This is a genomic window from Paraburkholderia guartelaensis, from assembly GCF_004353905.1.
Classification (GTDB): Bacteria; Pseudomonadota; Gammaproteobacteria; order Burkholderiales; family Burkholderiaceae; genus Paraburkholderia; species Paraburkholderia guartelaensis.
The window spans coordinates 174,383-197,389 of record NZ_SMOD01000010.1 but is presented as its reverse complement, the minus strand read 5'-3'; the positions used below and the strand labels follow the sequence as shown (position 1 = coordinate 197,389).

The 23,007-nt window shown below is 66.4% G+C and carries 21 protein-coding genes; 13 read left to right on the top strand and 8 right to left on the bottom strand.

Annotated features, from left to right (window positions below):
- Window positions 1-275: 275 nt before the first annotated feature.
- The 5 genes from pncB (at window position 276) to E1N52_RS15525 (ending at window position 6,283) form a co-directional block, all read left to right on the top strand.
- Entirely contained in the window at window positions 276-1,478 is a 1,203-nt protein-coding gene (gene pncB, locus E1N52_RS15545; RefSeq protein ID WP_133183636.1) for a nicotinate phosphoribosyltransferase, read from the top strand.
- A 93-nt stretch (window positions 1,479-1,571) separates the two neighbouring features.
- A complete protein-coding gene (locus E1N52_RS15540) occupies window positions 1,572-2,234 on the top strand; it encodes a LutC/YkgG family protein (RefSeq protein ID WP_133183635.1) in 663 nt (220 codons plus the stop codon).
- A complete protein-coding gene (locus tag E1N52_RS15535; protein ID WP_133183634.1) occupies window positions 2,224-3,660 on the top strand; it encodes a sodium:proton antiporter in 1,437 nt (478 codons plus the stop codon). The genes E1N52_RS15540 and E1N52_RS15535 overlap by 11 nt, the downstream gene beginning before the upstream one ends.
- Window positions 3,661-3,764: 104 nt before the next feature.
- Complete coding sequence (locus E1N52_RS15530; protein WP_133183632.1) at window positions 3,765-4,754, top strand: 2-hydroxyacid dehydrogenase; 990 nt, start codon at window positions 3,765-3,767, stop codon at window positions 4,752-4,754.
- Window positions 4,755-4,768: 14 nt separating this feature from the next.
- The gene (locus tag E1N52_RS15525; RefSeq protein WP_425468070.1) at window positions 4,769-6,283 is read left to right on the top strand and encodes a DNA recombination protein RmuC; all 1,515 of its coding nucleotides are present in this window, start codon (window positions 4,769-4,771) and stop codon (window positions 6,281-6,283) included.
- A gap of 80 nt (window positions 6,284-6,363) precedes the next feature.
- Here E1N52_RS15525 and E1N52_RS15520 read toward each other — a convergent pair whose 3' ends face one another.
- The 6 genes from E1N52_RS15520 to E1N52_RS15495 form a co-directional block, all read right to left on the bottom strand.
- A complete protein-coding gene (locus tag E1N52_RS15520; RefSeq protein WP_133183629.1) occupies window positions 6,364-6,861 on the bottom strand; it encodes a GNAT family N-acetyltransferase in 498 nt (165 codons plus the stop codon).
- A complete protein-coding gene (locus E1N52_RS15515; protein WP_028212919.1) occupies window positions 6,861-7,136 on the bottom strand; it encodes a hypothetical protein in 276 nt (91 codons plus the stop codon). The genes E1N52_RS15520 and E1N52_RS15515 overlap by 1 nt, the downstream gene beginning before the upstream one ends.
- 67 nt (window positions 7,137-7,203) lie before the next feature.
- Entirely contained in the window at window positions 7,204-8,508 is a 1,305-nt protein-coding gene (gene moeA, locus E1N52_RS15510) for a molybdopterin molybdotransferase MoeA (RefSeq protein WP_133183627.1), read from the bottom strand.
- A 107-nt stretch (window positions 8,509-8,615) separates the two neighbouring features.
- Window positions 8,616-9,248: a molybdenum cofactor guanylyltransferase MobA gene (gene mobA, locus E1N52_RS15505; RefSeq protein ID WP_133183626.1), complete on the bottom strand. Its 633-nt coding sequence runs from the start codon at window positions 9,246-9,248 to the stop codon at window positions 8,616-8,618.
- Between the two features lie 7 nt (window positions 9,249-9,255).
- Complete coding sequence (gene moaA / locus E1N52_RS15500; protein WP_133183625.1) at window positions 9,256-10,377, bottom strand: GTP 3',8-cyclase MoaA; 1,122 nt, start codon at window positions 10,375-10,377, stop codon at window positions 9,256-9,258.
- Between the two features lie 160 nt (window positions 10,378-10,537).
- Entirely contained in the window at window positions 10,538-13,798 is a 3,261-nt protein-coding gene (locus tag E1N52_RS15495) for an Rne/Rng family ribonuclease (RefSeq protein ID WP_133183624.1), read from the bottom strand.
- Window positions 13,799-14,676: 878 nt separating this feature from the next.
- Here E1N52_RS15495 and E1N52_RS15490 point away from each other — a divergent pair.
- Genes E1N52_RS15490 through E1N52_RS15475 form a run of 4 tightly spaced genes read left to right on the top strand, consistent with a single transcriptional unit; the run spans window position 14,677 to window position 17,873 of the window.
- Entirely contained in the window at window positions 14,677-15,735 is a 1,059-nt protein-coding gene (locus E1N52_RS15490) for an RluA family pseudouridine synthase (protein ID WP_133183622.1), read from the top strand.
- Between the two features lie 33 nt (window positions 15,736-15,768).
- Window positions 15,769-16,428 (top strand): HAD-IA family hydrolase, encoded by a 660-nt coding sequence (locus E1N52_RS15485; protein WP_133183621.1) that lies wholly within the window; start codon window positions 15,769-15,771, stop codon window positions 16,426-16,428.
- Window positions 16,425-16,829: a Rieske (2Fe-2S) protein gene (locus tag E1N52_RS15480; RefSeq protein ID WP_133183620.1), complete on the top strand. Its 405-nt coding sequence runs from the start codon at window positions 16,425-16,427 to the stop codon at window positions 16,827-16,829. Before E1N52_RS15485 ends, E1N52_RS15480 begins: the two co-directional genes overlap by 4 nt.
- 39 nt (window positions 16,830-16,868) lie before the next feature.
- Complete coding sequence (locus E1N52_RS15475) at window positions 16,869-17,873, top strand: S49 family peptidase (RefSeq protein WP_133183618.1); 1,005 nt, start codon at window positions 16,869-16,871, stop codon at window positions 17,871-17,873.
- A 97-nt stretch (window positions 17,874-17,970) separates the two neighbouring features.
- Here the strand turns inward: E1N52_RS15475 and E1N52_RS15470 are convergent, their stop codons facing one another.
- Both E1N52_RS15470 and E1N52_RS15465 read right to left on the bottom strand, forming a co-directional pair.
- Window positions 17,971-18,693 (bottom strand): SAM-dependent methyltransferase, encoded by a 723-nt coding sequence (locus E1N52_RS15470; protein WP_133183616.1) that lies wholly within the window; start codon window positions 18,691-18,693, stop codon window positions 17,971-17,973.
- On the bottom strand, window positions 18,690-19,328 hold the full coding sequence (locus E1N52_RS15465; RefSeq protein WP_133183615.1) for a Maf-like protein: 639 nt from the start codon (window positions 19,326-19,328) through the stop codon (window positions 18,690-18,692). Before E1N52_RS15465 ends, E1N52_RS15470 begins: the two co-directional genes overlap by 4 nt.
- A gap of 445 nt (window positions 19,329-19,773) precedes the next feature.
- Here E1N52_RS15465 and E1N52_RS15460 point away from each other — a divergent pair, with 445 nt between their 5' ends.
- The 4 genes from E1N52_RS15460 (at window position 19,774) to E1N52_RS15445 (ending at window position 22,992) form a co-directional block, all read left to right on the top strand.
- Entirely contained in the window at window positions 19,774-20,415 is a 642-nt protein-coding gene (locus E1N52_RS15460; RefSeq protein WP_133183613.1) for a DUF177 domain-containing protein, read from the top strand.
- A gap of 134 nt (window positions 20,416-20,549) precedes the next feature.
- Window positions 20,550-20,729 carry a 50S ribosomal protein L32 gene (gene rpmF, locus E1N52_RS15455; protein WP_018441573.1) on the top strand — a complete coding sequence of 60 codons (180 nt, stop codon included), beginning with the start codon at window positions 20,550-20,552 and terminating at the stop codon, window positions 20,727-20,729.
- Window positions 20,730-20,863: 134 nt separating this feature from the next.
- Window positions 20,864-22,003 carry a phosphate acyltransferase PlsX gene (gene plsX, locus E1N52_RS15450; protein WP_069262574.1) on the top strand — a complete coding sequence of 380 codons (1,140 nt, stop codon included), beginning with the start codon at window positions 20,864-20,866 and terminating at the stop codon, window positions 22,001-22,003.
- Complete coding sequence (locus tag E1N52_RS15445) at window positions 22,003-22,992, top strand: beta-ketoacyl-ACP synthase III (RefSeq protein WP_133183611.1); 990 nt, start codon at window positions 22,003-22,005, stop codon at window positions 22,990-22,992. The genes plsX and E1N52_RS15445 overlap by 1 nt, the downstream gene beginning before the upstream one ends.
- The last annotated feature ends 15 nt before the right edge of the window (window positions 22,993-23,007 follow it).

The window sequence follows — 23,007 nt, the reverse complement described above, 5'->3', positions numbered from 1 at the left end:
AGCGCTATTGTAACTGATGAGGAATTACCCCAACCACAGGCCCGCAACGGTCCTTAGATCGTTTCGTGATTAGTTTATAAGATAGGGTGATCCGCAACGTTTTACCCATTGCGCGCGAGGGGACGTGCCGGCGGGCACACGGCGCGCGCAGGCATTCGGGTAACATGGGCGCACCGCTGGCGCCTGCCGCCCGGAGCCGCTGTGGGCATCTGCCCGGCAGCGTGTCCGGTTCCCGCTTCGCGGGCGCTATCCGATTGCAGTCCGGCTGGCCCATCATGATCATTACTTCGCTGCTCGATACCGATCTCTACAAATTCACCATGATGCAGGTGGTGCTGCATCATTTCCCCGCGGCCAATGTGGAATACCGTTTCCGCTGCCGCACGCCGAACGTCGATCTCGTGCCCTACGTCGACGAGATCCGCAGCGAGATCCAGAAGCTGTGCAGGCTGCGCTTCGCCGAGACCGAGCTCGAATACCTGCGCAAGATGCGCTTCATCAAGAGCGACTTCATCGACTTTCTCGCGCTCTTTCACCTCAACGAAAAGTACATCTCGGTCACGCCGTCGCCCAAGGCCAATGGCGAGATCGACATCGCGATCAAGGGGCCGTGGCTGCACACGATCCTCTTCGAGATCCCGGTGCTCGCGATCGTCAACGAGGTGTACTTCCGCAACACGCAGCATCATCCGCAGTACGAGGAGGGGCGCGAGCGTCTGCGCCACAAGATCGAACTGCTCGGCGCGAAGCCCGAATTCGCCGACTGCAAGATCGCCGACTACGGCACGCGCCGCCGCTTCTCGAAGCGCTGGCACGAGGAGGTGATCCTCACGCTCAAGGACGATCTCGGCGAGCAGTTCACGGGCACGAGCAACGTCTACTACGCGATGAAGCACAACCTCACGCCGCTCGGCACGATGGCGCATGAGTACCTGCAGGCGTGCCAGGCGCTCGGGCCGCGTCTGCGTGACTCGCAAATCTTCGGCTTCGAGATGTGGGCGAAGGAATACCGCGGCGACCTGGGCATTGCGCTCTCGGACGTCTACGGCATGCAGGCCTTTCTGCGCGACTTCGACATGTACTTCTGCAAGCTCTTCGACGGCGCGCGGCACGACTCGGGCGATCCGTTCGAGTGGGGCGAGCGCCTGCTCAAGCACTACGAGGACAATCGCTGCGATCCGCGCACGAAGACGATGATCTTCTCGGACGCGCTCGACATTCCGAAGGTGCTGCGCCTGTACGAGCGTTTCGGCGAGCGCTGCCGCCTCGCGTTCGGCGTGGGCACGAACCTCACGAACGACCTGGGCTATCAGCCGCTGCAGATCGTCATCAAGATGGTCCGCTGCAACGGCCAGCCCGTCGCCAAGCTCTCCGATTCGCCCGGCAAGAACATGTGCGACGACAAGGCGTATCTCGCCTATCTGCGCCAGGTGTTCGGCATCGAGCAGCCCGTGGAGGAAGAGTGCGGGGGCAACTAGGCGTCTGAAAAACGCGCACGGTTGATCCGCAGATCGCAGGCGACGCCCCGGTATAATCGGCGCGTCGCCTTTCTTCATCTGACGAGGACGTTCATGGACACGACGGCCGCCCGCCGCAGCATACTCGCGCGCATTCGCGCGGCGCAGGGACGCGAGGCCACGCCCGCGGCGCACGAGCGGCAAGCCGTGGCCGACTACCTCGCGCTTCATCCCGAGGGTCCGCGCCCGCCGCTGGAAGGCGATCTCGTTGCGCGCTTCGTTGGCGAGGCGCGCAAGATGTCGAGCACCGTCGACGAAGTCCAGCAGCTCGCCGACGTGCCCGCCGCCGCGCAACGTTATCTCGCCGAGCGCAGCCTGCCGATGCAGGCCGTCGCGTGGCAAACGCTCGAATCGTTCGACTGGGCCGGTGCGGGTCTCGTCGTTCAATTCCGCAAGCCCGAAGATCGCGATCTCGTCGGCCTCACGGGCTGCTTTTGCGCCACGGCCGAAACCGGCACACTGGTCCTGCTCTCCAGCCCCCAGACGTGGGCCTCTGGCGCGCTGCTGCCCGAAACGCATATCGCCGTCGTGCCCGCTTCGCGCATCGTCGCGGGCCACGAAGACGCCTTCGCGCTCATGCGCGCCGAACGCGGAGAGCTGCCGCGCGCGGTCAACTTCGTTTCGGGACCTTCGCGCACCGGCGACATCGAGCAGACCATCATTCTTGGCGCACATGGGCCGTATCGCGTGCATGTGATCGTCGTGCATGGCGCGTAAGCGCAACGCGGCGAGCGCTTGCGCGGGGACGCTCTTTGCCGCTCTAACGCTCTTCAGCGCGAACGCACACGCGGCGGCTTTCGACGGCGCATCGCTCAGCGTCGCCTGGGCGCTGCCGTTCGCCGGCATGCTGCTCTCGATCGCGTTCTTCCCGATGTTCGCGGCCACGTTCTGGCATCACCACTTCGGCAAGATTTCGGCGGCCTGGGCGCTCGCGTTCCTGCTGCCGTTCGCGGCCACGCATGGTGTCGGCGTGACGTATCCGCTTTTCGTGCACGCTGTCGTCGACGAATATCTGCCCTTCATCGTGTTGCTCGGCGCGCTTTATACGATAGCGGGCGGCATCTGCGTGTACGGGAATCTGCGCGGATCGCCGCGCATGAACACGGCGATTCTCACGCTCGGCACCGTGCTCGCGAGCGTGATGGGCACGACCGGCGCGGCGATGCTGCTGATCCGCCCGCTTCTGCGCGCGAACGACAACCGCCGGCACAACGTGCACGTGGTCGTGTTCTTCATCTTTCTCGTCGCGAACGCGGGCGGCCTGCTCACGCCGCTTGGCGATCCGCCGCTGTTCCTCGGCTTTCTCAACGGCGTGGGATTCTTCTGGACTGCGCAGCATCTCGCGTTGCCGATGCTGTTCGTGTGCGGCGTGCTGCTCGCGGTGTTCTACGCGCTCGATAGCTGGTACTTCAGCCGCGCCGGGGAAGTGCACGCCGCTGCGCTCGACCCGACGCCGGACACGGATGCGCTCTCCATCGGCGGCAAGGCGAATTTCGTGCTGCTCGCGCTACTCGTCGCACTCGTGCTGATGAGCGGCGTGTGGCGTCCGGGTATCGTTTTCGAGGTCGCGGGCGCGCACCTGCAGTTGCAGAACCTCGTGCGCGATGCAGGACTCGTTGCGCTCGCACTCATTTCGCTCGCGTTCACGTCGAAAGCGGCGCGCGCCGACAACGGTTTCGAGTGGGCGCCGATTGTCGAGGTGGCCAAGCTCTTCGCGGGCATTTTCGTGACGATCACGCCGGTCATCGCGATGCTGCGCGCGGGCGAGGCGGGCGCGTTCGCCGCGCTGATCCGGTTCGTGAACGACGCACCGGGCCGCCCCAACGAAGCGATGTACTTCTGGGCGACGGGTCTCTTGTCGTCGTTCCTCGACAACGCGCCCACCTATCTCGTGTTCTTCAATCTCGCGGGCGGCGACGCCAACGCGCTCATGTCCGGCGGCGCGAAAACGCTCGCCGCGATCTCGGCGGGCGCGGTGTGGATGGGCGCGCTCACCTATATCGGCAACGCACCGAACTTCATGGTGAAGGCGATCGCGCAGTCGCGCGGCGTGCGCATGCCCGGCTTCTTCGGCTATCTTGGCTGGTCGGGCGTGCTGCTCGCGCCGGTGTTTCTCGCGGCCACCTGGCTCTTTTTCGTCTAGCGCAGGCCGCTTGCGGGCCGGTTTGCGAAAAGCACGCGAGACTTCCCTGAGCGCCCCGTCACGCGCAACAATGACGGACAACGACTGAAGTGTGGAGAGCAACGATGCAAAAGATTCTCGTGGCGCGCCCGATCTTTCCCGACGTGATCGACCGGCTCAAGCAGTATTTCGACGTGGACTGGAACAACGGCGAAGCGCTTTCGCCCGAGGCGCTGCATCAGCGTCTCGCCGACAAGGACGGCGCGCTCACCGCGGGCGACCCGATCGGCGCCGCGACGCTCGCTGCCGCGCCGCGCCTGCGCGTGGTGTCGAACATGGCCGTGGGCTACAACAACTTCGACATGGCCGCCTTCAACGCGGCCAATGTTCTCGGTACCAACACGCCCGACGTGCTCAACGAAACCACGGCCGACTTCGGCTGGGCGCTGATGATGGCGGCCGCGCGCCGCGTGACGGAATCGGAGCACTTCCTGCGCGCGGGCAAGTGGGACAAGTGGTCGTTCGACGCGTTTCTCGGCTCGGATATTCATGGCGCCACGCTCGGGGTGATCGGAATGGGCCGTATCGGCCAGGCGCTCGCGCGCCGTGCGCGCGGCTTCAACATGCGCGTGGTGTATCACAACCGTTCGCGCGTCGCGCCTGAGATCGAGCGCGAGCTGAATGCGGAATATCTGTCGAAGGAAGACCTGCTCAAGCAGGCCGACCACGTCGTGCTCGTGCTGCCGTATACGGCGGACAACCATCACACGATCGGCGCAGCCGAATTCGCGCTGATGAAACCCACGGCCACGCTCACCAACATCGCGCGCGGCGGCATCGTCGACGACGCGGCGCTCGCGCATGCGCTGCGCACGCGCCAGATCGCGGCGGCGGGCCTCGATGTGTTCGAGGGCGAGCCGCGCGTGCATCCGGCGTTGCTCGAAGTGGAGAACGTCGTGCTCACGCCGCATATCGCGAGTGCGAGCGAAGCCACGCGCCGCGCCATGGCGAACCTCGCCGCCGACAACCTCATCGCCGCGCTCGGCGAGGGACCGCGCGCCGGGCAGCCGCCCAATCCGATCAACCCCGCTGTGCTGGGGCAAGCCCGTCAATGAGTCCGCTCGCAGTCATGTCGCTGGCGATTGTTGCGTTGGCGATCGCGTTCGTCGTGACGCTCGTGGCGCTGCTGCGTGCGCGTCAAGGCCATGGCGATGGCGACGCCGAGGCCACGCTCGACGCGCTCGATCAACTGAGCGACCGCCTCGCCGCGTCGACCGACTCGCAGGCGCGCGCGGCCGAGCGCATCGAGCGCGAGCTGCGCAATGAGATCGCGCGCACGGCGCAGAGCTCGCGCAGCGAGTTCGGCGGCGGCTTCGCGCAGGTTCAGCAGGCGCTGGCGGCACAACTCGGCAGCATCGCGACCGTGCAGAACAGCCAGATCGACGGCTTCGCCCAGCAGCTCGCCAAACTCACGGCGACCAACACGCAACAGCTCGACGCCGTGCGCCAGAGCCTGCATCAGCAGGCTCAGCAGGCGCGTGACGAGCAGGGCGCCGCACTGCGCCACTTCGGCGCGCTGCTCACGCAGCAGCTCGGACAGCTCACCGAAGTCAACGACCGGCGTTTCGCCGAAGTGCGCGCGACGCTCGAACAGCGCCTCAAGGACATCGAGGCGAACAACGCGGCGAAGCTCGAGGAAATGCGCCGCACGGTCGACGAGAAGCTGCACGCCACGCTCGAGCAGCGCCTTGGCGAATCGTTCAAGCTCGTTTCCGATCGGCTGGAGCAGGTGCATCGAGGGCTCGGCGAGATGCAGACGCTGGCCGCGGGCGTGGGCGACCTGAAGAAGGTGCTCACCAATGTGAAGACGCGCGGCACCTGGGGCGAAGTGCAGCTCGAAGCGCTGCTCGAACAGATGCTCACGCCCGACCAGTACGCGAAGAACGTCGCGACGGTGCCAAAGAGCACGGAGCGCGTGGAATTCGCGATTCGCCTGCCTGGACGCGGCGTGGGCGGTGCGGAACAAGGCGAGCCGGTCTGGCTGCCGATCGACGCCAAATTCCCGCGCGAAGACTACGAGCGTCTCATCGATGCGCAGGAGCGCGCGGACGTGCTCGCGATCGAGGAGGCCGGGCGCGCGCTGGAAGTGCGCATCCGCGCGGAGGCGCGCACCATCGCCGAGAAGTACGTCGCGCCGCCGCACACGACTGATTTCGCGCTGCTGTTCCTGCCGACCGAAGGCCTTTACGCCGAGATCCTGCGCCGTCCGGGCTTGACCGATGTCCTGCAGCGCGACTACCGCGTGAGCGTGGCGGGTCCGACCACGCTCACGGCGCTCCTCAACAGCCTGCAGATGGGTTTTCGCACGCTCGCGATCGAACGCCGCTCGAGTGAGGTGTGGCAGGTGCTGGGCGCGGTGAAGACGGAGTTCGGCAAGTTCGGCGACGTGCTCGCGCGCACCAAGTCGCAGCTCGAAACGGTCACGCGTTCCATCGAGGCGGCGGAGGTGCGCACACGTGCGATGAACCGCAAGCTGCGCGACGTCGAGGCGTTGCCGGGCGAGGCCGCCGCGAATCTTCTCGGCGAAGCGCTGCGTAATGGCAATGGCGACGCAGAAAGCGAAGCGGGATTCGGCGACGAGTGACAGCAACCTGCGCGCCAAAAGAAAACGGGCCGCCTGATCCAGGCGGCCCGTTTGCATTCGAGCGTATGTAGTGCGTTGGCTTACCCGCTGACCGTTTCGCCAGGCGCGGCGAGCTTTTCGAGCGCGTCGCCGGTCATGCGCACGACGCGCCAGTCGGGCAGCACGGTCGCGCCGAGCTTTTCATAAAAGCCGATGGCCGGCGTGTTCCAGTCGAGCACGGTCCATTCGAAGCGGGCGCAGCCGCGTTCGACGGCAATGGCCGCGAGCGCGCGCAGCATCGCCGTGCCGAGGCCGGTGCCACGCTGCGACGGCTGCACGTAGAGGTCTTCGAGATAGAGACCGCGGCGGCTCAGGAACGTCGAGTAGTTGTGGAAGAAGAGCGCGTAGCCGACGATGCGGCCGGCGTCTTCCGCCACCAGCGCTTCCGCGGCCGGGCGCGTGCCGAACAGGGCGTCGGCGAGGCCATCGGCCGTGCCCGTAAACAGATGCGTGAGCTTCTCGAATTCCGCGAGTTCATACATCAGCGCGTGCATCGCGCCGACGTCGGCGGCCGTGGCGGCGCGGATCGTCGCGGCCATCACGCTTCCTCGGGCACGTCGGACAGATGGATCTCGATGCCGCCGAAGCGCGAGGCCACCCAGTTGTACGCGTGGCAGGCGATCCACAGCAGGATGAAGCCGACGATCGCATTGAGCAGCAGCGCGCTGAAGATGGTCGAGAGTTCGACCGAGCCATAGCGCACGAACGCCACGAGCACGCCGAGCAGCACGATAGGCACGCTGAACGTCAGGTACACGAGGATGAGCGCCTTGGCGGTCTGGCCCGCAGCGATGAACGAGATCTGTTTTTTCATAGTAGTCGGTCCGTTATGCAGGTGTGGACGTGTGGTTACGTTTGATGGCCTCTCGGGCGCCGCCGCGCTAGACGAGTCCATCGAACAGCATGATGTCGACGGCGTCGCCGGCATCGAGATCGCCGGCTTCGTGGGCGAGCACGATGAAGCAGTTCGCCTCGCTCATCGTGCTGAGCGCGCCCGAGCTTTGCGAGCCGGTCGGCGCGACGCGCCACTGGCCGCTCGCGTCGCGGCGCGCGAGGCCGCGCTGGAATTCGGTGCGGCCCTCGCGCTTTTTGATCGGCTGATCGCTCAATGCCGGCACGAGCGGGACCGGCTGCGCTTGCGCGCCCGCCATCGCCATGAGGGCGGGGCGCACGATCTGGTAGAACGAGACCATCGTCGCGACCGGGTTGCCGGGAAGCCCGAACAGGAGTGCCGCGCGGCCAGTGCCAGGGCGACCGCCCGACCAGATGCGGCCGAACGCAAGCGGGCGGCCGGGGCGCATGGCGAGGCCCCAGAACGAGACGTCGCCGAGCGTTTGCAACTGGGTGCGCGTGAAATCGGCTTCCCCGACCGAGACGCCGCCGGAGGTTAGCACGACATCGGCGGTTTCGGCAGCGAGTTTCAGCATGGCAGCGAGCGCCGCGGGGTCGTCGCGCACGACGCCCAGGTCGATCGCCTCGACGTTCAGGCGCTGTAGCATCGCGCCGAGCACGTAGCGGTTGCTGTCATAGATGCAGCCCGCCTCGAGCGGCTCGCCCGGCGAGCGCAATTCGTCGCCGGTCGAGAAATAGGCCACGCGCAGGCGCTGCTTCACGTTCGCCTCGACGAGACCGAGCGAGGCCAGCAAGCCAATGTCGGAGGCGCGCAGCACGCGGCCGGCCGCGAGCGCCACGCCGCCGCGCGCGAGATCCTCGCCCTTGCGGCGGGCGTTCGCGCCGCGCTTGACGGCGTTTGCTTCGAAAGTGATGACGTCGCCCTGCGCAGACACAAGCTCTTGCGGCACGACGGTGTCGCAGCCCGTGGGCATCGGCGCGCCGGTCATGATGCGCACGCATGCACCCGCGGCCACTTCGCCCGGATAGGCGTGACCGGCGAAGGCCTTGCCGCACACGGTGAGCGAGAGGTTGCCGGAGGCGCCGGCCAGGGCCGCGCCGTCGAACGCGTAGCCGTCCATCGCGGCGTTGTCGTGCGCGGGGACGTCGATGGGCGAAATCACGTCTTCGGCCAGCACACGCGCAAGCGCCTCACGCAGCGGCACGCGTTCGCTCGCCGCAAGACGCGTCACCCACTGCAGCACGATGGCCTGCGCGGCGCTGACGGGCAAAGCTTGCGGATCGTACTGGCTGATGCAGCCGGCGCTGCCGGAGGGATGGTTAAGCGTGGTCATCGAGTGAGGAAGCGTCGCATCCGCACGGCGTGTGCGGCGATCGTCCAGGCGGGCGTGCCGGCCGTGTGCCGGGGACGGCGGCTGGCCGGGCGCCGCCCGATTGCAATTCAGGCGCGTTCGAGTTCGGCCAGTTCCTGTAAGGAATTGATATTGTAAAACGCACGTTCATCGGCAAAGGCGACTTCGGCAGCCGTGTGGCGCGCGTACCACGCACGCACTTTGCGCTCGCCGGCGGCGAGGAAGGCGGCGAGGTCGTCGGCGAGCGAGGTGCGTACGAGCGCGAATACGGGGTGCAGCGAGACCTCGCCATCGGCGTTCGTTGTGGTCGCGGTCAGGATGTCGGCGCGCTCTGCGAGCGCGGCGTGGCCCAGGCGCTCGGCGAGATCGGCTGGCAGCCAGGGCGAATCGCAGGGCGCCGTGAGGAGCCATTCGGTTTGCGCCGCGCGCAATCCAGCGAGGAGCCCCGCGAGCGGTCCGGGGAAGTCGGGCAGCGTATCGGCGAGCACGCTCGCTCGCCACGGCGCGCCGAGTGCCGCATAAGCGTCGCCGTTGCGGTTTGCGCTGATCGAGAGGGCGCCGACCTGTGGCGCGAGGCGCGTGAGCACGTGCGCTGCAAGCGGTTTGCCGTGCAGCATCTGCAAGCCCTTGTCCGCGCCGCCCATGCGCTGGCCGCGGCCGCCCGCGAGCACGAGGCCCGTGATCGATGCAGAGGGGATGGGGTTGGCGCTCGTCGGCGTCATGGGCTGCTCAGCCGCCGATATAGGACATTTCGATGCGACGCTCGTCGGAGGCCGCCGGTGCCTGCGCGCTGCCTCGCAACTGCGAGTAGCGGTCGGCACGGCCCTCCCATACCTGTGCGATCGCACCGGAGATAGCCGCGTCGGTGGCGCCGTTGCGCAACAGCGCGCGCAGGTCGTAACCCATCGAGGCGAACAGGCACAGGTACAGCTTGCCTTCGGTCGAAAGGCGCGCGCGCGTGCAGTCGCCGCAGAACGCGCGCGTCACGCTGGAGATCGCGCCGATCTCGCCCGCGCCATCTGCGTAGCCCCAGCGCTGCGCCGTTTCGGCGGCGTTGTGGGGCTCCAGCGGCACGAGCGGCCAGTGCTCGGTGATGCGCGCGACGACTTCCGCGGACGGCAGCACTTCGGCCATGTTCCAGCCGTTCGACGTGCCCACGTCCATGTACTCGATGAAGCGTAGCGTCACATCCGTGCCGCGGAAATGCCGTGCAAGCGGCACGATCTCGCCGTCGTTCGTGCCGCGCTTGACGACCATGTTGACCTTGATCGGCGCGAGACCCACGGCTTGTGCCGCCGCAATGCCGTCGAGCACGTCGGCCACCGCGAAATCGGCGTCGTTCATGCGGCGAAAGAGGGCGTCATCGAGGGCGTCGAGACTCACCGTCACGCGTGTGAGGCCCGCGTCGCGCAGCGCGCGCGCCTTGCGGGCAAGCAGCGAGCCATTGGTGGTGAGCGTGATGTCGAGCGGTTCGCCTGCGGGCGTGCGCAGCGCGGCGAGGCGCTCGATCAGGAATTCGATGTTCTTGCGCAGCAGCGGTTCACCACCCGTGAGGCGGATCTTGGTGACGCCATGCGCGACGAAAAGCCGCGCGAGCCGCTCGATTTCTTCGAGCGAAAGCAGCGCGGAATGGGGCAAAAACGGGTAGTCCTTGTCGAACACGGCTCGCGGCATGCAGTACACGCAGCGGAAATTGCAGCGGTCCGTGACCGAGATGCGAAGGTCGCGCAGCGGTCTGGCGAGCGCGTCGAAGACCGCGCCAGAAGGCGCGCGCACGGCTCCCGCGGCCGGCCTGGGCAGTTCGGGCGGCAGCGATCGAACGTCGGCAACAGGGATGATGCGTCGTGTCATGGTCTCTTCGTTCTCGCGTTAGTTCGATTTTAGCCGAACCAGCAACGGCCTACAGACAAGGGAGAACGCTGATATATCAAAAAAGCCCGCCGGAAGGGCGGGCTTTTCGGGAGCGCGCCGGACGCGAGGTCCGGCGCGCGGCCAGTTGCGCTTGCAGCGCTTACGGCTGGCGGCTGGTTTCGACCTGCTGCATCGGCGTGCTGTCGACCGGCGGCAGCGGTTTGCGTTCGCGCGGCGCGCGTGCGGGCTTCACCAGTTGCGCGGCGGCCTGCTGCGCGGCGCGCAGCTTGTCGGCGTCGGTATTGACCCAGACGAGACCCGCCGATTCCAGCATCGGACGCAGCGTGTCTGCGCTGGCCGCAGGCGCGGGCGCCGCCGTTGCCACCGGGGCCGGATGCTGTGCAGCCGGCTCGGTGATCGCGACGACCGCCGGTGCGGCTGCTACCGCTTCTTGCGCGGGCTCCGGTTGAGCGACGGGCGCTGCTGCGGCCGGCTCTTCGGTCCGCGGCGCTTCGACGCGGTCTTCCCGCACGACAGGATGCGTTTCGGCCTGGACCGGCTCGACCGGGGCTGCCGGCACGACCTGTTCTTCCGCTGCGGCGGGCGCAACGGGAGCGACAGGCGCTACGGGCGCAACGGGCGTCACAGGTTCTTCGGCCTTCGGCTCGACCACATGCGCGGTTTCGACGCTCACCGGTGCGGCTTCGACGGGCGCCGGAGCCGGCTCGGCCGGAGCCGGAGCTTGCTCTGCAGCGGGCGCGACGGTTTCGACCGGCGTAGTCGTCACGGCAGCGGCGGGCACGTGCCCGGCTTCGGCGACGACGGCTGCGGCCGGCTGTGCGGTCACGACAGTCTCGACAGCCGCCTCGGTGCGCGCTTCTACGGCCGGTGCTTCATGCACCTGGGCTGCAATGGCAGGCTGCTCGATGGCCGGTTGAGAGGGTGCGGCTTGCTCTTCGCCTTCCGGTGCGTCTGCACCCGGCGTGAGGCCTGCTGCATCCGTCTCGCGCTCGCGGCGACCACCACGGCGGCCGCGGCGGCGGCGGCGGCGTTCTTCGCCTTCACGCGGCACGCCGTCTTCGTCGACACCCGCGCTCACGCCTTCGGGCAGTTCTTCCGTCTGCGGCGCTTCGATGCCTTCGGCACCTGCCGATGCGGCGTCAAGACGCGCTTCCTGGGCTTCAGCGGCCTCGGCTTGCTGACGGCGACGCGACTCACCGCGCTCGCCACGTTCACCGCGTTCGCGGCGCTCGCCACGTTCCTGACGCTCACCGCGTGCGGCGCCGGCTTCCGCCGTTACGTCGCTACGTTCCTGGCCGCGCTCGACGCGTTCGATGCGCTGTTCGCGCTCGCCGCGTGCTTCGCGGGTTTCACGCGGTTCACGTTGCTCGCGCGGTTCGCGTTGTTCACGCGGCTCACGCGGCTCGCGGGTGCCACGGCCTTCGCGTGCTTCACGCGGCTCACGCTGTTCGCGCGGCTCGCGTTCCTCGCGGCGGCCAGCCGGCTGGCCGGTGCGGGTGCCGCCTGCGCTTTCGCCGCGGCCTGCCGCGTCGCGGCCGCCGGAACGGCGATTGCGGTTGCGGTCGCCGCTGGTCTTCTCACCGCGCTCGGTACGCGCTTCGCGGGTCGGACGGGCAGTCTTTTCGGGTTGAGCGACCGGTGCCGGTGCGGGCGCCGCAGCCGGTGCGCCGCCGAAGAGGCGCTTGACCCAGCCAAAGAAACCGCCGCCCGCGGGGGTGACGGCCAGTTGCGCCGCGACGGGTGCGGTTTCGGCCGGCTTGACCGGCGCGCTCGGCGCGGGACGCTCCGGCGTGATGCCCTTCACCGCGGCTTCCTGCTTCGGCTTGGCTTCGGCGGTGCGCTTGCTGTAGCCGGTTTCCGACTCGAGTTCGCGAGCCGCTTCCTCGGCCATCTTCCACGAGGCGCGCGGATCGTCGAGGCGCGCGTCGTCGTGACGCAGGCGCTCGAGCTTGTAGTGCGGCGTTTCGAGGTGCTTGTTCGGGATCAGAACGACCGCAACCTTGAAGCGCGACTCGATCTTGTTGATTTCCGAACGCTTTTCGTTGAGCAGGAAGGCGGTCACTTCGACCGGCACCTGGCAATGAATTGCCGCGGTGTTTTCCTTCATCGCCTCTTCCTGGATGATGCGCAGGACCTGAAGCGCCGACGATTCCGTATCGCGGATATGACCCGTGCCGTTACAGCGCGGGCACGTCACGTGGCTGCCTTCCGAGAGGGCGGGGCGCAGGCGCTGACGCGACAGTTCCATCAGGCCGAAGCGCGAGATCTTGCCCATCTGCACGCGGGCGCGGTCGTGGCGCAGCGCGTCTTTCAGGCGCTGCTCGACTTCGCGCTGGCTCTTGGCCGACTCCATGTCGATGAAGTCGATCACGATCAGGCCGCCCAGGTCGCGCAGACGCAGTTGGCGCGCCACTTCGTCGGCGGCTTCGAGGTTGGTGCGCGCGGCGGTTTCCTCGATGTCGGCGCCCTTGGTGGCGCGCGCCGAGTTCACGTCGATGGCGACGAGCGCTTCGGTGTGGTCGATCACGATCGCGCCGCCCGAGGGCAGCGGCACCGTGCGCGAATACGCCGTCTCGATCTGGTGCTCGATCTGGAAACGCGAGAAAAGCGGCACGTCGTCGTGATACCGCTTCACCTTATTGACATTGTCCGGCATCACGATATCCATGAAGGCGCGCGCCTGGTCATAGATCTCGGTGGTGTCGATGAGGATTTCGCCGATGTCGGGCTGGAAGTAGTCGCGGATCGCGCGAATGACGAGGCTCGATTCCAGGTAGATCAGCATGGGCTGACCGGACTGGCCGGCCTGCGACGCGGCTTCGATGGCGCGCCACAGTTGCAGCAGGTAGTTCAGGTCCCACTGGAGTTCTTCGGCGGAGCGGCCGATGCCGGCCGTGCGCGCGATGATGCTCATGCCGTCCGGCAGTTGCAGCTGCGCCATGGTTTCGCGCAGTTCCTGACGGTCGTCACCCTCGATGCGGCGCGAGACGCCGCCGCCGCGCGGGTTGTTCGGCATGAGGACGAGGTAGCGGCCGGCGAGCGAGATGAACGTGGTGAGGGCGGCGCCCTTGTTGCCACGCTCTTCCTTCTCGACCTGGACGATCAGTTCCTGGCCTTCCTTGAGGGCGTCCTGAATGCGCGCGCCGCGCATGTCGATGCCTTCGCGGAAGTACTGGCGGGCGACTTCCTTGAACGGCAGGAAGCCGTGGCGGTCTTCGCCGTAGTTGACGAAACACGCTTCGAGCGAAGGCTCGATACGGGTGACGATCCCCTTGTAGATGTTGCCTTTGCGCTGTTCGCGCCCGGCGGTTTCGATGTCGATGTCGATGAGCTTTTGTCCATCGACGATGGCGACACGCAGTTCTTCCTGCTGTGTCGCGTTGAACAGCATTCGTTTCATTGAACGACTCCAGTGCGTTCGCGCGCGAGCCGCACGGTGCGCGGCGGTGACGCCAGGCAGCACGGTGCGGGCAGCGGCGAGCCGCGCCTTATTGTGTTGTCACAAGCACGCTGGAGCGGGAACGATGGCGGGGAGAATTGCCTTTTCTGGGCGCCGGTCCGGCGTTGCGTTGCCGTGGACGGGGCCGCGTGGGCACATGCGAAATACGTCTTCAAGAAGCGACGAGACATGCCGCGGGTTCGCGACGGCAACGTTTTCCTGCGCTTCCAATCCACCTGCTGCCGTGGCCGTCGATGTGCCGATGGTTGTGTTCATCGTGTGCACATCGCACTGACCGTGACAGACGCCGGCCGCAGCGGCGAACCGCGCGCGCTTGCGACTGGATCAGGTTCGCGGCCTCAAGATTCAATCAGGGCCGCGCACGGGAAGCTTTTCAGGAACGCCCGTCTTCCCCCTCGGGGTGTCTCGCCACTTTTGACGTCGCCGTGTCCCGCACATTGCCGGGACGCTTCGGGCGCTCGCCGTATTTTCGCCACCAGCGCCTCCTGCGGCGGTCACTTCGACCACGCGGCGGGACGCGCCGGATAAATTCTTTATACCAATGTTCCGTTACCGTCGGAGCCGCCCCTGACCGAACGTGCCTGTGGGCGCCGTCCCTGCCGGAGTGGTGATCCGTGCGTGCAACTCGTTGCTTCTCATCAAGCGGGGTGAGCAACCAGCCCCGGGCGCAAGTAAAATAACCGTTTATCGCTTGCAGCCTGCGCTCGCCGCGTGGTCCAAGTCCAGGATAACCCCCTTGGGGTGTCCATTGGGTGGTTCGCAGAACATTTGGCCGTATGGCCTACCGTTGCGTCGGCGCTGGGCAAATTATATTCAGAATGAAAGGGTTAGGCAAAACATCCCAGAATCAGGTCGCAAGCGACCAGGTTTCGTTCGTCGAAATCGACGAGGGCGCGGCCGGTCAGCGCATCGACAATTTTCTCGTGCGCGTCTGCAAAGGCGTGCCGAAAAGCCACATCTATCGCATTTTGCGCAGCGGGGAAGTGCGCGTAAATAAGGGTCGGGTAGATGCGCAATATCGGCTCGCGGAAGGCGACATCGTGCGCGTGCCGCCCATCCGCACGTCGCAATCGAGCGCGCCGGCCGGCGCCGCGCCCGTGCCGGCGGCCCAGTTTCCCATCATCTACGAGGACGACGCGCTGCTCGTCATCGACAAGCCCGCCGGCGTGGCCGTGCACGGCGGCAGCGGCGTGGCGTTCGGCGTGATCGAGCAGTTGCGCGAGGCGCGCCCGCAGGGCAAGTTCCTCGAGCTGGTCCACCGGCTCGACCGCGAAACGTCGGGCGTGCTGATGCTCGCCAAGAAGCGCGCCGCGCTCGTGGGTCTGCATGCGCAGATGCGCGATAACCAGACCGACAAGCGCTATTTCGCCTGCGTTCACGGCGAATGGGCGAGCGACTGGGGCCGTCGGCGCGCAGTGAAAGAGCCGCTCCATAAGTATCTGACCCCGGAAGGCGAACGCCGCGTGCGCGTGCAGCCGGACGGCTTGCCCTCGCATACGGTATTCAACCTCGTTGAGCGCTGGCCGGGCTACGCGCTCCTCGAAGCCGAGCTGAAGACGGGCCGCACGCACCAGATCCGCGTGCACCTCGCTCACCTCGGCCTGCCGATCGTCGGCGACGCCAAGTACGGCGACTTCGCGCTCAACAAGGACCTCGCGCGCACGGGCGCGAAGCCGGGCATCAAGCGCATGTTTCTGCATGCGCACCGATTGAAGCTCGCACACCCGATTACGGGCGCCCCGTTGCAGTTCGAGGCGCCGTTGCCGGCGGATTGCCGCAGCTTCGTCGACGCGCTGCGCGCGCAGCGCGAGGAAGGCGCGGCGACCGACGCGGCCCGGCCTGGCGCGGCGCGACCTGGCGCGGCACGTCCCGAATGACACCGAATCTGACAGCGTTTGGAGAAGTCCTGCATGGCTCGAGAGTTATTTGACCTGATTGTGTTCGACTGGGACGGCACCTTGATGGACTCGACCGCCCATATCACGCGCAGCATCCAGGCGGCGTGCCGCGACCTGGGCCTACCCGTGCCCGGCGACGAGGCGGCGAGCTACGTGATCGGCCTCGGCCTGCGCGAGGCGCTGCAGATTGCCGCGCCCACGCTCGATCCGGCCGACTACCCGCGGCTCGTCGAGCGCTATCGCATCCACTATTTGCTGAAGGATCAGCAGACTGAGCTGTTCGCAGGCGTGCGCGAGATGCTCACGGAACTGCGCGACACTGGCTACCTGCTCGCCGTGGCGACCGGCAAGAGCCGCGTGGGGCTGAACCGCGCGCTGGCGGATTCGCGGCTCACGAGCCTCTTCGACGGCACCCGCTGCGCCGATGAAACCTTCTCGAAGCCGCATCCGGCCATGCTCCAGGAGCTCACGCGCGAACTGGGGCAGGATCTGGGCCGTACGGTGATGATCGGCGACACGACCCACGATCTGCAGATGGCGATCAATGCGGGCGCGGCCGCCATCGGCGTGGCGTATGGCGCGCATGCGTCCGGCGCACTCGAAAAGCTCGAGCCGCGCTTCGTCGCGCCCGACGTGGCCGCGCTTGCGGGCTGGCTGCGGGAGAACGCATGAGCACGGCGCCCGAGACAGCGGCGCTCGAGCCGGTGCGCGTATGCGCGTCCGACGAACTCGCCGAGGGCGGCGAGGGTCGGCGCATGACTGCGACTTACGCGGGCGGCGACGCCGTGGTGTTTTTCGTGCGCTACGGCGGGGAGGTCTACGGCTACCTGAACCGCTGCGCGCACGTGCCGATGGAACTCGACTGGGTCGAGGGCCAGTTCTTCGAGTCGTCGGGGCTCTATCTGATGTGCGCCACGCACGGCGCGATCTACCAGCCCGACACGGGCAAGTGCGTCGGCGGCCCATGCCGTGGCGGGCGTTTGCGCCCCGTGCAAGTCGAGGAACGCGACACGCCTGAGGGGCGTGCGGTATTCTGGCTGCCGGACGATGCTTTGCGTCCGACCCCAACCTGATTCCTGACTTTCGACCCCTTTCGAACGTAAGCCGCCCGCATGTCCGACAATCCGACCCCTGATTCGAACGAAGCGCCCCGAGCGGCTTCGTCAGACCGCGGCGCGCCCGCGCCTGGCTGGGAGCGCGAGGCGCTCGAACGCATCGCGCTCGCGGCCATCACCGAGCAGCGCGCGGCGCGGCGCTGGCGTATCTTCTTTCGCTTCGCGTTTCTCGCCGTGTTCGTGGTGATCGCGTGGGCGATCCTGGATCTGTCGGGCGCGCGCGTGGAGAGTGAAGGGCGCCACACGGCGCTCGTTTCGCTCGACGGCGAAATCGGCTCCGACACGCCGGCGAACGCCGAAGACATCATCAGCGCGCTCGACAGCGCCTTCGACGACGACGGCACCGCGGGCGTGATCCTGCATATCGACAGCCCCGGCGGCAGCCCGGTGCAGGCCGGCATCATCAACGATGAGATCCACCGTCTGCGCACGAAGTACCCGGCCATCCCGCTTTACGTGGTGGTGGGCGACATGTGCGCTTCGGGCGGCTATTACGTCGCGGCCGCCGCCGACAAGATCTATGTCAACAAGGCGAGCATCGTGGGCTCGATCGGCGTGCTGATGGACGGATTCGGCTTTACCGGCCTCATGGACAAGCTCGGCGTCCAGCGGCGCCTGCGCACCTCCGGCGAAAACAAGGGCTTCTTCGATCCGTTCTCGCCCGACACGCCGAAAATGGACGCACACGCCCAGGAGATGCTTGACCAGATCCACCAGCAGTTCATCGACGCCGTGAAGGCCGGCCGCGGCAAGCGCCTGAAGGACTCGCCGGATATCTTCTCGGGCCTGTTCTGGACCGGGCAGAAGAGCGTGGAGCTCGGTCTGGCTGACGGCTACGGTGACACTGATTACGTGGCGCGCGAGGTGATCAAGGCGCCGGACGTCGTCGATTACACGGTCAAGCAGAGTCTCACCGATCGCGTCGCGAAGCGCGTGGGCGCGAACATTGGCTCGGCGGCCATGCATTCGCTGCTGATGGGCGGCAAGCTGTCGGTGCACTGAGCACTGGCGACACGTTAGCTTCCGGTCGTCCTCAAGAAAAATCGGCCGCTGCGCGAGGGTTGCGCAGCGGCCGATTCGTTTTGGCGCGCCGAAGCGTTCAGTGCGCGAGCAGCAGGAAAATCGCCGGCCGCTTGTGCAATTCGGGCGCGGGCTTCTTTTTCCAGTCGGACACGGCGCGGCTCACGATCGTCTCGGTTGGCAGCGTGAGATCGGCGGCGACGCACACGAGCGTGGAGGGCGCGCAGGTCGCGAGCAGCGCGTCGAGCAGCGTGCGGTTGCGATAGGGCGTCTCGATGAAGATCTGAGTCTGCTTGCCCTTGCGCGAGGTCTGCTCCAGATCGCGCAGCTTTTTCACGCGCTCGTTCGCGTCGACGGGCAGGTAGCCGTGAAACGCGAAGCTCTGGCCGTTCAGGCCCGATGCCATCAACGCGAGCAGAATCGAACTCGGACCCACGAGCGGCACCACCTTGATGCCGCGCTCGTGCGCGCGCCGCACGAGCAGCGCGCCCGGATCGGCGACTGCGGGCACGCCCGCTTCGGAAACGAGCCCCGTGTCGATGCCCGCAAGCAGTGGGGCGAGCAGCTTGTCGACTTGGCCCGCGGGCGTGTTGACATTGAGTTCGCTGATCTCGATTTCCTGGATCGGGCGCGTCGTGCCCACGCGCTTGAGGAAGGCGCGCGTGGTCTTCGCGTTTTCGCCGATGTAGCTGGCGAGCGCGCCCGCGCGTTCGCGCACGGGCGCGGGCAAGACGGCGTTGAGCGCGTCGTCGTCGCCTTCGCCGAGCGTGTTGGGAATCAGATAGAGGGTGCCCAGGCTCATGCTTGCGTCTCCAGCAACGGATAGCCCGCGGCAAGCAGCATGCGCGTGAGCGCGATGAGCGGCAGGCCGATCAGGGCGGTGGGGTCGTCCGATTCGATCGCTTCGAGCAGCGTGATGCCAAGCCCCTCCGCTTTCGCGCTGCCCGCGCAGTCGTAAGGCGTTTCGGCGCGCAGATAGGCGTCGAGCGCGGCGTCGGGCAGGTCGCGAAAGCGCACCTTCGTGACGACATCGACGGTATCCGTTTGGCCAGTAGCGGTGTCGAGCACGCTCAGGGCACTATGGAACAACACCTCGCGGCCACGCATGGCCTGCAGTTGCTCGAGCGCGCGTTCGTGCGTGCCGGGCTTGCCGATCTGTCGGCCATCGAAGGTGGCGACCTGGTCGGAGCCGATCACGAGCGTGCGCGCGGCGCCGGAGGGCAGGGCGGCGGCCACGGCGCGGGCCTTCGCAGCAGCCAGGCGCAGCGCCGTCGCTTCGGGCGTTTCGCCGGGGTGCGGCGTTTCGTCGACGGCGGGCACGGCCGTGTCGAAGGGAATGCGCAGACGTTCGAGTAACTCGCGCCGGTAGCGCGAGCTGGAGGCGAGGATGAGGGCGGGGCGGCCCGTGCGTGGGGCCTGCGAGGGAGAATCCTGCATGTTCGTTCGGAGTATGAAAGCGGCTGCGAATGTGACTACGAATGTGGCTGGCGAAAAGGCGGTTGTGGTCTGGCGATTTTCGGGTGCTCGGGTGCCGAAAACGGGGGCGGATTTCCCGCAAAACGTCGCTAGAGGCTCCCGAAAACCGCGTTTGCACAGACACTTGCGTACGCGAGCTTAAGTGTTTGACTCACAAAGATAAAGGCGATATGATTTTGGGCTTTTCATCGGTATGCTCTCGTCGCACGTCTTGTGCGGGCGCCTGTATTTTCAGGTGTCAAGGCTTGAAAGACCTTGCCGGCAGTAGCGTGTCGATGGCCAATATAGGCAAATACCGCGGGCAAAACGGGCTAATGTAGGCCGGAACAAGCTGGATCGCTGTGAGCCGCTGTCGGCTTTCGCGCATCGCTTGCCCCGCCCTAAGCCTTGAAGCAGGGGAGCGCACATGACCGAACATTCTGGTAAGCCTGCTGGCGCTGAACTGAATCCGCGTGACTTCGATATCTTCGAATTCGCGCGCAGCGAGCGTGAAGCAGCGGGCGTCGTGCGCGTCTCGCAACTGCCGCGCATGTTAAACGAAGTCCCGGCCGAGGCGCCAGATCGCGACACCGCGTTTACCTGGCAGGCTGCGGGCTTTACCCAGCAGGAATTGCAGGACAACGGTACCGAAGGGCCGCAGCCATACCTGCGGCTGGCTGTTCACGGTGGCGCGTGGCTCACGTGCCAGCGGTGCCTCGCTCCCTACGAGCAGGCATTCAATGCGGATGCGACCTTCCGTATCGTCCAGACGGAAGAAGAGGCGGACGAGTTTCCGCTCGACGACGATGAAGTCGAAGTGATCGTGGGCTCGCGCCATTTCGATCTCGTCGACTTGATCGAAGAGGAGCTGTTGCTCGCGCTGCCGCTGGTGCCGAAGCACGAAGTCTGTCCGGAAATTCACGAAAGCCTCGCCTCGGGTCCCGACGGCGCGGAAGGCGTGGATTCCGTAGACGACGTGCCGGAGCAGGAAATCGAGCCGGAAGAGCGCGTCAACCCGTTTGCGGCGCTCGAATCGCTCAAGAAGGACGGTCCCGGCAGCAAGCACTAAGGTAAGCCTTAGGCGGCTGCGCGGGGCAGGCAGTACCAGACGCGTGGGCCTGAGCCCGGAGTCCGGCCATCCCCCAAGGGTGGCGGCGGCCGGATCGGGCTGTGTTAGAATTCGGAAAATTTTCAGGAGTTATCATGGCAGTTCAACAAAACAAGAAGTCGCCGTCGAAGCGCGGTATGCACCGCTCGCACGATTTCCTCACGGGCGCGCCGCTGGCCGTCGAGCCGAGCACGGGTGAAGTGCATCTGCGTCACCACATCAGCCCGAACGGCTACTACCGCGGCAAGAAAGTCGTCAAGACCAAGAACGACTAATCGTTTCAGCGTGCGGCGCGGTGTTTGGCACCTGGCGCCGCATCTGACGATTCCGTTCGCTTGACCATATTTCGGCTCGGCAAAAAGGCGGCATTCAACTGCCGCTTTTTTATGCCTGAAATCCGTCGCATTCCATGACTGTTACGCTCACGATAGATTGCATGGGAGGCGACCACGGCCCGTCTGTGACGGTGCCTGCCGCAGTCCATTTCGTCCGCTCGCACCCCGACGCGCATCTCATGCTCGTTGGCGTCGAGTCGGCGGTTCGCGCCCAGTTGAAGAAGCTGAAGGCGTCGGACCATCCCGCGCTTACCGTCGTGCCCGCCACCGAGGTCGTCGAAATGGACGATCCGGTCGAAGTCGCCCTGCGCAAGAAAAAAGACTCGTCGATGCGCGTCGCGCTCAATCGCGTGAAAGAGGGCGAGGCGCAAGCCTGCATCTCGGCCGGCAACACCGGCGCGCTGATGGCCGTTTCGCGCTACGTGCTCAAGACGTTGCCTGGCATCGAACGCCCGGCTATCGCCTTCGCGCTGCCAAACCCGCGCGGCTACACGACGATGCTCGACCTCGGCGCGAACGTCGACTGCGAACCGCAGCACCTGCTGCAGTTCGCGGAGATGGGCCACGCGCTCGTCGCGGCGCTCGAGGGCAAGGATCGCCCAACCATCGGGCTCCTGAATATCGGCGAAGAAGTCATCAAGGGCAACGACACCATCAAGCGCGCTGGCGAGCTCCTGCGCGCGAGCACGCTGAACTTCCGCGGCAACGTTGAAGGCAACGACATTTACAAGGGCACCGTCGACGTCATCGTCTGTGACGGTTTCGTTGGGAATGTCGCGCTCAAGACGTCGGAGGGCCTCGCGCAGATGCTCAACGACATGATCAAGGAAGAGTTCGGCCGCTCGTGGCTCACCAAGCTCATGGCGATTGCCGCTCTGCCCGTGCTCATGCGCTTCAAGAAGCGGGTTGACCATCGCCAGTACAACGGCGCGGCGCTGCTCGGCCTGAAGAGCCTCGTCATCAAGAGCCACGGCTCGGCCGATGCCTACGCGTTTGAGTGTGCGATCAATCGCGGGTATGATGCCGTCAAAAATGGCGTGCTGGAGCGCCTCGCGCACGCCATGGAAGAAAACGCCGGTTCGCTCGAACAGGCGGCAGACGAGCCCGGCGGCGCCCAGAACGTGCAAGCCGCGCAGGCGGGGCAGGCTACCAGTGCGCCCAGCCAGGCAGCGGGCGAGGTACCGCCCGGCGCCGCATCATCCTCGAAGGCATAATGGCTCAATCGACTCTCTATTCCCGCGTGATCGGCACGGGCAGCTACCTTCCGCCTGATCGCGTCACCAACCAGGAACTGGCCGAACGGCTCGCCGCAAAAGGCGTCGAAACGAGCGACGAGTGGATCGTGGCCCGCACGGGCATTCACGCGCGCCACTTCGCCGCGCCCGACGTCACGACGAGCGATCTCGCGCTTGCGGCATCGCAGCGTGCGATTGCGGCAGCCGACGTCGATCCGCAATCGATCGACCTCATCATCGTCGCCACTTCCACGCCCGATTTCGTCTTTCCGAGCACGGCCTGCCTCTTGCAGAACAAGCTCGGCGTCCGCAATCACGGTGCGGCGTTCGACGTGCAGGCCGTGTGCTCGGGCTTCGCGTACGCCGTTTCGGTGGCCGACAGCCTGATCCGCAGCGGCCAGCATCGCACGGCGCTCGTGGTCGGCGCAGAAACCTTCTCGCGTATTCTCGATTTCAACGATCGCACCACCTGTGTGCTGTTCGGCGACGGCGCAGGCGCGATCATCCTGCAGGCGTCGAACGAACCGGGCGTGCTTTCGAGCGCGCTGCACGCCGACGGCAGCTACGCGCACATCCTGTGCACGCCGGGCAACGTGCACGGCGGCGTGATCGCGGGCAACGCGTTCCTGCACATGGATGGCCAGGCGGTGTTCAAGCTGGCCGTGAACGTGCTCGAAAAGGTCGCGATCGAAGCGCTCGACAAGGCGCAGCTCTCCGCCGACCAGGTCGACTGGCTGATTCCGCACCAGGCCAACATCCGCATCATGCAGGGCACCTGCCGCAAGCTCGGCCTGCCCGCGGAGCGCATGGTGGTGACCGTGGGCGAGCATGGCAACACCTCGGCGGCCTCGATTCCGCTCGCTTTCGATGTTGCAGTGCGCGACGGCCGCATCAAGCGCGGCCACAACGTGCTGATCGAAGGCGTCGGCGGCGGCTTCACCTGGGGCGCCTCCGTCATCCGCTTCTAAACATCCTGAGCGGGC